The sequence below is a fragment of the Pseudomonas sp. LA5 genome, from assembly GCF_028640825.1.
GTDB lineage: Bacteria > Pseudomonadota > Gammaproteobacteria > Pseudomonadales > Pseudomonadaceae > Chryseomonas > Chryseomonas aestiva.
On the sequence record NZ_JAQYZY010000017.1, the window covers coordinates 23470 to 31486 of the forward strand.

Consider the following 8017-nt stretch of genomic DNA (forward strand, 5'->3'; position numbering starts at 1 on the left):
TAAGGGCAAGCCCTTTCCACTCGAACACCCGCTCCGGCGGGTTTTTTATTGCCCGGAGAAAAGCATGAGCGGACCCTCCATCGCGCAAATCGGCCTCCGCATCTATTCGGAGGAGGTCGACGAGGCCGCCAGCGCCCTTGATCGCCTTGTTCAGTCGGGCGCGCGCACGAACAAAGAGATGGCCGCCCTCAACCTGAAGCAGGCGGAAACCGCCCGGGCAGCAGGCGAACTGGGCAACGCTGTCGGCCGTACCAACCAGGAGTTGGCGGCCCTCAATCTCAAGCAAGCTGTAGCGGCCCGCGCCGCTGGTGAGTCGGCCCAATCGCTGTCCGAGATGGCGAAATCTGCCAGCCAGGCCAATGCCGAGCTGACAGCGCTGAACCTCAAGCAGCAGTACGCCGCCCAGGCCTTGGGTGATCTCGCCAAGTCTTCCGGCCTGACCGTCGCCGAGCTGAGAGAGCTCAACGTCCAGCAGCGGCAGTCCGCCCAGCTGCTGCAGAACCTCGGCACCGTGATGGGCCAGTCCACAGCCGAGTTCCGCGCTGTGGCCGCGTCGCTGAGCGCCGTTGTGGCCCAGAACCAGGCCGTGGCCGCCTCTGCGCCCAAGACCGCCCGCGCCATCAAGGACGAGGCTGACCAGGTCGCACGGCTGCTTGGCCAGATCGACCCCACCGTCGCGGCGCTGGACCGCCTGGATGCCCAGCAGCGCAAGCTCCAGGGCTTCAAGAAGTCCGGCCTCATCGATGCCGACACCTTCGAGCAGTACAACAGCCGGCTGGAACAGACCCGCGCTGGGCTGGGCAACTTCGACACCCAGCTCGAACGGACCGGCATGTCCGCCAAGGCGACCGCCGCGGCCATGCGTGGTGTCCCTGCCCAGCTGACCGACATCGTCGTCAGCCTCCAGGGCGGCCAGGCGCCGCTGACCGTCTTCCTGCAGCAGGGCGGCCAGCTGAAAGATATGTTCGGCGGCATAGGGCCTGCGGCGAAGGCCCTTGGCGGCTACGTCCTGGGCCTGGTGAACCCCTTCACCGTTGCCGCCGCTGCGGTGGCAGTGCTCGGCGTGGCCTATTACCAGGGCAGCGAGGAGTCCGAACGCTACGCCAAAGCGCTGATCCTGACCGGCAACGCCGCAGGCACCTCGGTGAACCAGCTAGCGGGCATGGCCGAGCGCATGGCCGAGGTCCGTGGCACCACCGGACAGGCGGCCGAGGCGCTGACCTTGCTCGCCAGCACCGGCAAGGTTTCCGCCGAGAATCTGGAGCGCATCGGCTCCGCCGCGACGTCATTCTCCAGCGCCACCGGCACCGCCATTGCCGACGTGGTCCAGCAGTACGCCGAGCTAGGCAAATCGCCGGTGGAGGCTTCGCGCAAGCTCAACGAGCAGTATGGCTACCTGACCACCGCGGTCTATCAGCAGATCACCGCGCTGGTCGAGCAGGGCCGCACCCAGGAAGCCGCGTCGCTGGCGCAACGGACCTTCGCGGACGCCCAGGAGCAGATGACGTCCAAGGTCCGCCAGAACCTGGGGACGCTTGAGTCCGCCTGGAACAGCCTGGGCTCCGTGGCCAAAAAGGCCTGGGACGCGATGCTGGGCATCGGTCGCGACACCACGCTCGAAACCAAGATTTCCCAGCTGACCGCGTTCATCGAGAAGCGCAAGAACCTGGGCGGCTATGACAACACCGCCTACGAACGCCAGCTGGCGACGCTGAAGGAGCAACTCGGCGTCCAGCAACAGCAGGCCGCGGAGCAGGGCCGGCAGCGCCAGAACGAAAACGCTGGCATCGAGGCCGCGGTCAAGGTCAAGGCCCTGACTGAGGCGACGCTCACCAACGAGCAGAAGCGGAACAAGGAGAAGAAGGAGTACCTGGAGTGGGTGCGGCAGATCAAGGCTGTCGACCCGAACTCCGACCTGGTCGCCCAGGCCAATGTGGACAAGGTCCTGGCGAACATCGCCGAGAAGTACAAGGACGCCAAGACCCCGAAGATCAAGGCGCCGGCGCTCGACACCGAATCGCTGAACCAGCTGCAGAACGATCTCAAACTGGTAGTCGGGGAATACGACTCAGCTGAGAAGAAGATCGAGGCCCTGGCCCGCGCCGGGCTGGTCAGCCAGTCCGATGCCTACCAGCAGCGGGCTGCTCTGCTGGACAAGGAGCGCGGCAAGATCGAGGAGGCCTATGGTGCCCAGGTCGCGGCCATCGAGAATCTCCAGGGCCGTTCCAACCTGTCGGCCCAGCAGCGCATCCAGCTGGCCAACCGGCTCAGCGACGTGCAGGCCGCGCAGACCAAGGCGCTCGCCGATCTCGACACCAAGCGGGCCACGCTGCAGACCGAGGAGGAGGGCCGGCTCCGCAAACTGACCCTGGCCTCGGACGCCTACACGGCGTCGCTCCAGGCCCAGGTGGAAGCGCTGCGCCTGCAAGGCGAGCGTGCTGCCGCAGCCGTCGGCATGGGCAAGGAGCAGGCCGCGCTCTATGACCAGCTCAACCGGCTCAACGATCGCTACATCGAGGACCTGAAGGCGCTCAACCGCCAGAGGGACGAGGGATCGATCAGCGCCGAGACCTACGCCAAGCGCGAGCAGGAGCTCCGCGAGAACCAGATCGCCCTGGCGAAGCAGGTACAGGACAACTATGCCCAGCTCCAGGTGGCGCAGTCGAACTGGGCCAGCGGTGCCCAGGGCGCCTGGCAGGACTACCTGAGCAACGCCCGCAACGTCGCCGGTCAGACCCGCGATGCCTTCACCGGCGCGCTGAAGGGCATGGAGGATTACCTCCTGTCCTTCATCACCGGGACCAAAGCATCATTCAAGGACCTGGTGCGCTCAATCATCGCGGACTTCGCCAGGGTCCAGCTGAGGCAGATAATCAGCGGTATCGGCGGGGGCAGTAGCGGTTCCGGTGGTCTGGTCGGCATGGCCAGCAGCCTGTTCGGTTCCAGCAGCACCGGAGGTAACGGGAGCAGCGGCTCTGGTATCTCCAACGGCCTGAGCCTGATGGATACCGGTCTCAAGGCCTACAACTTCCTCACCGGTACCGGGGCCAATCTGTACAACGCCTATCAGGCAGGCGGTCTCAGCGGTGTCTACGACTACGGCGCGGGCGCTATCTCCAGCTATTTCGGTGGTGCAGCCGCAAATGCCGGCGCCAACGCGGCGGCCTCTATCGGCGCGAATGCGGCGACCAACACCGGCTATGCCATCGGCCAGAACGTAGTTGCCGGCCAGGTCGGCAGCGCCACCTACGCAGGTGCGACCGGCACCGCTGGCAGCGCGGCGGCATCCACCGGCCTGTCGGCCCTGGGTGCTGCTGGCTACGGCATCGGAGGCGCTATCGCCGGCTACCAGGCCGCGGGCGCGAAGGGCGCTGCGACCGGTGCCGCTGGCGCCATCGGCGGCGCCTATCTGGGCACCATGATCCTCCCGGGTATCGGCACCATCATTGGCGCCGCGCTGGGCAGCTTGCTCGGCAGTTCTGTGTGGGGCGGGGAATGGCAGACCAAGGACACCGGCCTCGCCTTTGGCGTCAACGGCGGCGACTTCGATGGCGCATCGTTCGAGTACCAGAAGAAAAAGGGTGGCCTGTTCGGTAAGAACAAGAAGCGCACACGCTTCACAGCACTCGATGAGGCCACGGAGAACGCGCTCCAGGAGACCTACGACACCACGGAAGAGAGCGTCGAGACCCTCTACAAGAAACTCGGCGTCCAGCTGAATGATGGCGTCCTGAGCGGCCTAACCATCGGCCGTACCCAGATCAGCACCAAGGACAAGACCCAGGAGGAGATCCAGAAAGAGATCACCGCCTGGTTCTCGACCGTTGCCGACTCGATGACCTCCGCCATCAACGACGCCACTGGCGCCGGCGTGGGCGGGTACAACTTCGAGGCGCTGACGGCCTTCGTCAACAACCTGTACAGCGTCAACGATGCGTTCCGCTATCTGCGCATCGGGATGTTCGACACGAGCGTCGCCGGCGGCAAGCTGGCGGAGTCGATGGCAGCGGCGGCGGGTGGTTTGTCTGCCCTGCAGCAGAACGCGGCCGGGTATTACCAGAACTTCTTCAGCGATACCGAGAAGGCCAACGACACCATGGCCGAGGCGGTTCGCCAGTTCGGTCTGGTGAACATCACTCTGCCGGCCACCCGGGATGGATTCCGAGATCTGGTCGATTCGATGGACAAGACCACGGAAGCCGGGCAGGAGCAGATCGCTACGCTACTGGGGCTCCAGGGTCAGGCAGACGCCTACTACGACATCCTCGAACAGCGGATGCAGCAGGCGACCCAAGCCCTGGCCGAAGCGCAGGCGGCGATGCTGAACGGGGCAATGGCCACGCTCCAGCGGGCGGCGAAGCGAGAGCAGGATGCCCTTGCCGATGCCTATGCGGCGCGCACCGCGTCGCTGAACGCCAGCCTGGCGACCTCGCAGTCGGCGGTTTCCTCGCTGACCTCGATGGCCACCAACCTGACCACGGCGCTGCGCACGCTGCAAGGCCAGAGCGATGCCGCGACCTCCGTGCTCTACGGACAGGCTACGGCAACTCTCGAGTCCGCCGCGGCGATCGCTCGCGCCGGCGGCAGCCTAGCGAACTTCCAGGGCCTGGACCAGGCGGCTTCGACCGTCGCCGGGAACAGCGCTGGCCGCTACACCGACTGGCTGTCGTTCGCGCGTGACCAGGGCCGCTCCACCGCTCTGATCAACGAGCTTTCGATCACCGCCGGTGACCAGCTGACCAACGCCGAGAAGAGCGTCAAGAGCCTCCAGGACCAGCTCGATCTGAGCAAGAAGGCCTACGACTTCCAGGTCAAGGCCATCCAGTCCCAGCTCGATCTGGCGCAGGCGCAGCTGGACGGCATCAACGGCATCGACAACACGCTGTTGACCCTCGCCCAGGCGCTGGAGCAGTTCGGCGCGGCGGTGGGCGTGGCGCGCCCTGGCGGCACCGGTGCGGTCAATGCCGACAGCCTGATCGACGCTGCCTACAAGGCGGTGCTCGGCCGGGCGCCGGACCAAGCCGGCGCGGACTACTGGAAGCAGCAGCTGGGCAGCGGAAGCCTGAACAGCAAAAACTTGGCGAACGCGATCAGCCAAGCCGGTGCTGCGAACGGCGAATCCATCAACACGGCGTACCAGAACATCCTGGGGCGCGCGCCGGATGCTGCGGGCCTGGCGTATTGGCAGCAGCAGGTGGCCGCCGGGAACATCTCCGACCTCAACGCGGCTATCCGTGCCGCGGCGATGGCCAATGGGCAGATTCCGGCGTTCGCCAGCGGTGGCCAGTACATGGGCGGCAAGGCGCTGGTGGGCGAGCAGGGGCCCGAGATCATCGATTTCGCCCAGCCCGGCTACGTCTACAACGCCCGCCAGACCGCAGGGATGCTGTCCGAGGCCGACCTGAGCCGGGTCATCGCGCTGCTGCAGCAGATCCTGAACAAAACCGACGCCGGGAACGCTCGCCTGTTCTGGATCGCTGATAACACCCGCAAGGCCGCGGTGAACACCGGCGTACTCCGTAACCAGGCTGCTGCTGAAGGAGCCACAGCATGATGATGATCAAGCCGGTGGGCATTACGCCGGCGAATCTCTACTCCAGCGTGCCGGAGACGGATGCTCCGGCCTGGGTGGCGGGGACCTACAAGAAGGGCGACCGGGTCATCCAGAACCACCATGTGTTCGAGTCCCTGGTCGACACCAACAACGTTGAGCCGGCCAAGGACAGCGCCACGGCGCCGAAGTGGCTGGACACGGGCGCGACCAACCGCTGGCGGATGTTCGATAAGTCCGCTGGCCAGGTGATCACCCAGGCCAGCGGCCAGGTGCAGCGGCAGGTAACGCTGCTCGGCACCCTCACGTCGAACCCCACGAGCATCGAGGTCGACATCACGCCGGGCTCGGTGGTGAACGCCCTGGCGCTGTTCGGCCTATCGGGCTACCAGGCGACAATCACCATGACCGACCCCGTGGATGGGGTGGTCTACGGGCCGAAGGTCGTCAGCCTCGTCGACCCTGCTGCTGGGGACATGTGGGAGTGGCTATTCACGTCGGTGGAACGGGTTGATTCCTTCGCCCTGACCGATCTCCCTGCCTACGGCACGGCGCGGATTCACATCCTGGTGGAGGCGGGCGCCGGCGGCACCGCTACATGCTCCATGGCGGTGGCCGGCCAGGTCGTCACTCTGGGCACCGCACTCATGGGGGCCGGCTTCGGGATCACCGACTTCAGCACGAAGGACAAGGACACCTTCGGGAACGACTACGTGACCGAGCGGGGCTACAGCTACAACGTCACGTTCCCCATCTCGATCCCTGACGCCCAGGTCACCAGCTTCCGGCGCCTGCTCACCCAGTACCTCACGCGGCCTGCCGTCTTCATCGGCGACCTGAAGCGCGAGTGGACCCTCATCTACGGCCGGTTCGGCGACCTCAACGTGGTCTGCCCCAACGGCAAGTATTCCGAATGCACCCTTGAAGTAGGAGCGCTCATCTGATGGCAAACCCCTCTATCAATCCGCTGCCGCAGGCGCCGAACCGGGCAATGGCGCGCACCGTCTACCCGGTAGTCGCCGATGCCTGGGCCGCTGCCATCGGCCCTTGGACGACCCAGGTCAACGACGTCGTTACCTGGATGGGGAGTCAGGCCACTGACGTCGCTACGTTCAAGGACCAGGCTGCTGCAAGCGCCAAGGCCGCAGCCAAGTCGGTTACCGACGCTAGTGCCCAGGTCGACCTGGCCACGACCCAGGCAGGCAATGCCAAGACATCCGCCGATGCCGCCAAGGCATCTTCGGATAGCGCCCAGGTCTTCGCCGCCGCCGCCGGCTCTGCTGCTGGTCTCGGCAGCCTGGCTGGCAACGCCGGCAAGGCTATTGTGGTGGACGCCAACGAGAAGTCGGTGAGCTATCAGGACGTCGGCCTGCGCCCGGGCGACTACCTCTACTCGTCGGTGAACCCTGGTGCGAGCTACGTGCCTATCGCCGCAGGTCTGACGGCGAATCAGGCAGCCTACCCGAAGCTCTTCGCCCGTCTGGGCACCCTGATCGACTGGACCCGAAACCTGGGCACCTATCAGCCCAACCCGACCGGGATTACCGCGAAGAACGGCAACACGATGGCTGTGCCTACGAATGAAGATTTGGTATTCGCTCGCTCTCTTGATGGCGGCGGTACCTGGGCAAAGTTCACGGTGAATGGCGCAGGTGCGACAGGCAACGGTTACCTGACGCGCCAGATAGAGTTTTTCAAGGGCACCTTCTTTGTCTCGCTGCAGAACCAACGTGATCGATTGTCGGCATTCTCTGACATTAGCGGTACGTCAGGGAATGCCGGATATAAGCCGCTTGGTATAAATGGCGGCTATGACAACTATATTGCTCAAGGGAATGGTTTGCTTGTTAGCTGGCACCCAGGCGACGGCGTAAGCATAAGTAGCGATGGGGTAAACTTCACCTTCACTCCAATTGCATCAGCAGCGGGCAGTCTGAGCCAATATACTACCGCCTATCTTTTCAAGTTTGTCGCTGGTTACTTCTGGGCCTGCGGTGGTCCGGGTTATATCTTTCGAAGTGCAAATGGCAAAGACTGGACTCGATTTGCCATTCCTTCTGGGCTGGCTGTGTCTGGTATTGAGGCTTTGCCCAGTGGCCGTCTAGTCATCATGGCGACAGCTCAATACGCTGGACCTACAGGTAACGTATTTCACCACAGCGATAATAACGGGCAGACGTGGTCGGCGGCGGTTACCGTGCCCTTCAACTTCCGCGGCGGTCTGGGCCTATTCAACGGCCAGGCTGTGTGTGGAGGTTCAATTTCCGTGGCTGGTACAACGCTTGGGGTTGTCGCATTTAGCGCTGATGGCGCTACTTGGACTTATTACAGTGGCGTCCCAGGGAGCCAGTACTTCAGCTTCCTTTGGTGGCCCACTCAGCTATCCGGAAACAAGCTGAATATGGGTAACATAATCATTGGTCAGCACTACGATCCTGCTGCTCAGTTTTGGATACCCCCACTTCC

3 protein-coding genes are annotated in these 8017 nt (G+C 64.3%); all 3 read left to right on the forward strand.

The features are described from left to right. The first annotated feature begins 64 nt into the window (after nucleotides 1-64). Nucleotides 65-5554, forward strand: coding sequence for a phage tail tape measure protein (locus PVZ72_RS00600; RefSeq protein ID WP_273860945.1), 5490 nt, complete (start codon nucleotides 65-67; stop codon nucleotides 5552-5554). After that, nucleotides 5551-6495 carry a hypothetical protein gene (locus PVZ72_RS00605; protein WP_273860946.1) on the forward strand — a complete coding sequence of 315 codons (945 nt, stop codon included), beginning with the start codon at nucleotides 5551-5553 and terminating at the stop codon, nucleotides 6493-6495. Before PVZ72_RS00600 ends, PVZ72_RS00605 begins: the two co-directional genes overlap by 4 nt. Beyond that, nucleotides 6495-8017 (forward strand): hypothetical protein (locus tag PVZ72_RS00610; protein WP_273860947.1); only part of this gene is annotated, 1523 nt, incomplete at its 3' end. The genes PVZ72_RS00605 and PVZ72_RS00610, both read left to right, overlap by 1 nt.

What these genes read in the sequence shown, in the direction of transcription:
- PVZ72_RS00600 (WP_273860945.1), top strand. Translation starts at nt 65, where the DNA reads ATGAGCGGACCCTCCATCGCGCAAATCGGCCTCCGCATCTATTCGGAG.
- PVZ72_RS00605 (WP_273860946.1), top strand. Translation starts at nt 5,551, where the DNA reads ATGATGATGATCAAGCCGGTGGGCATTACGCCGGCGAATCTCTACTCC.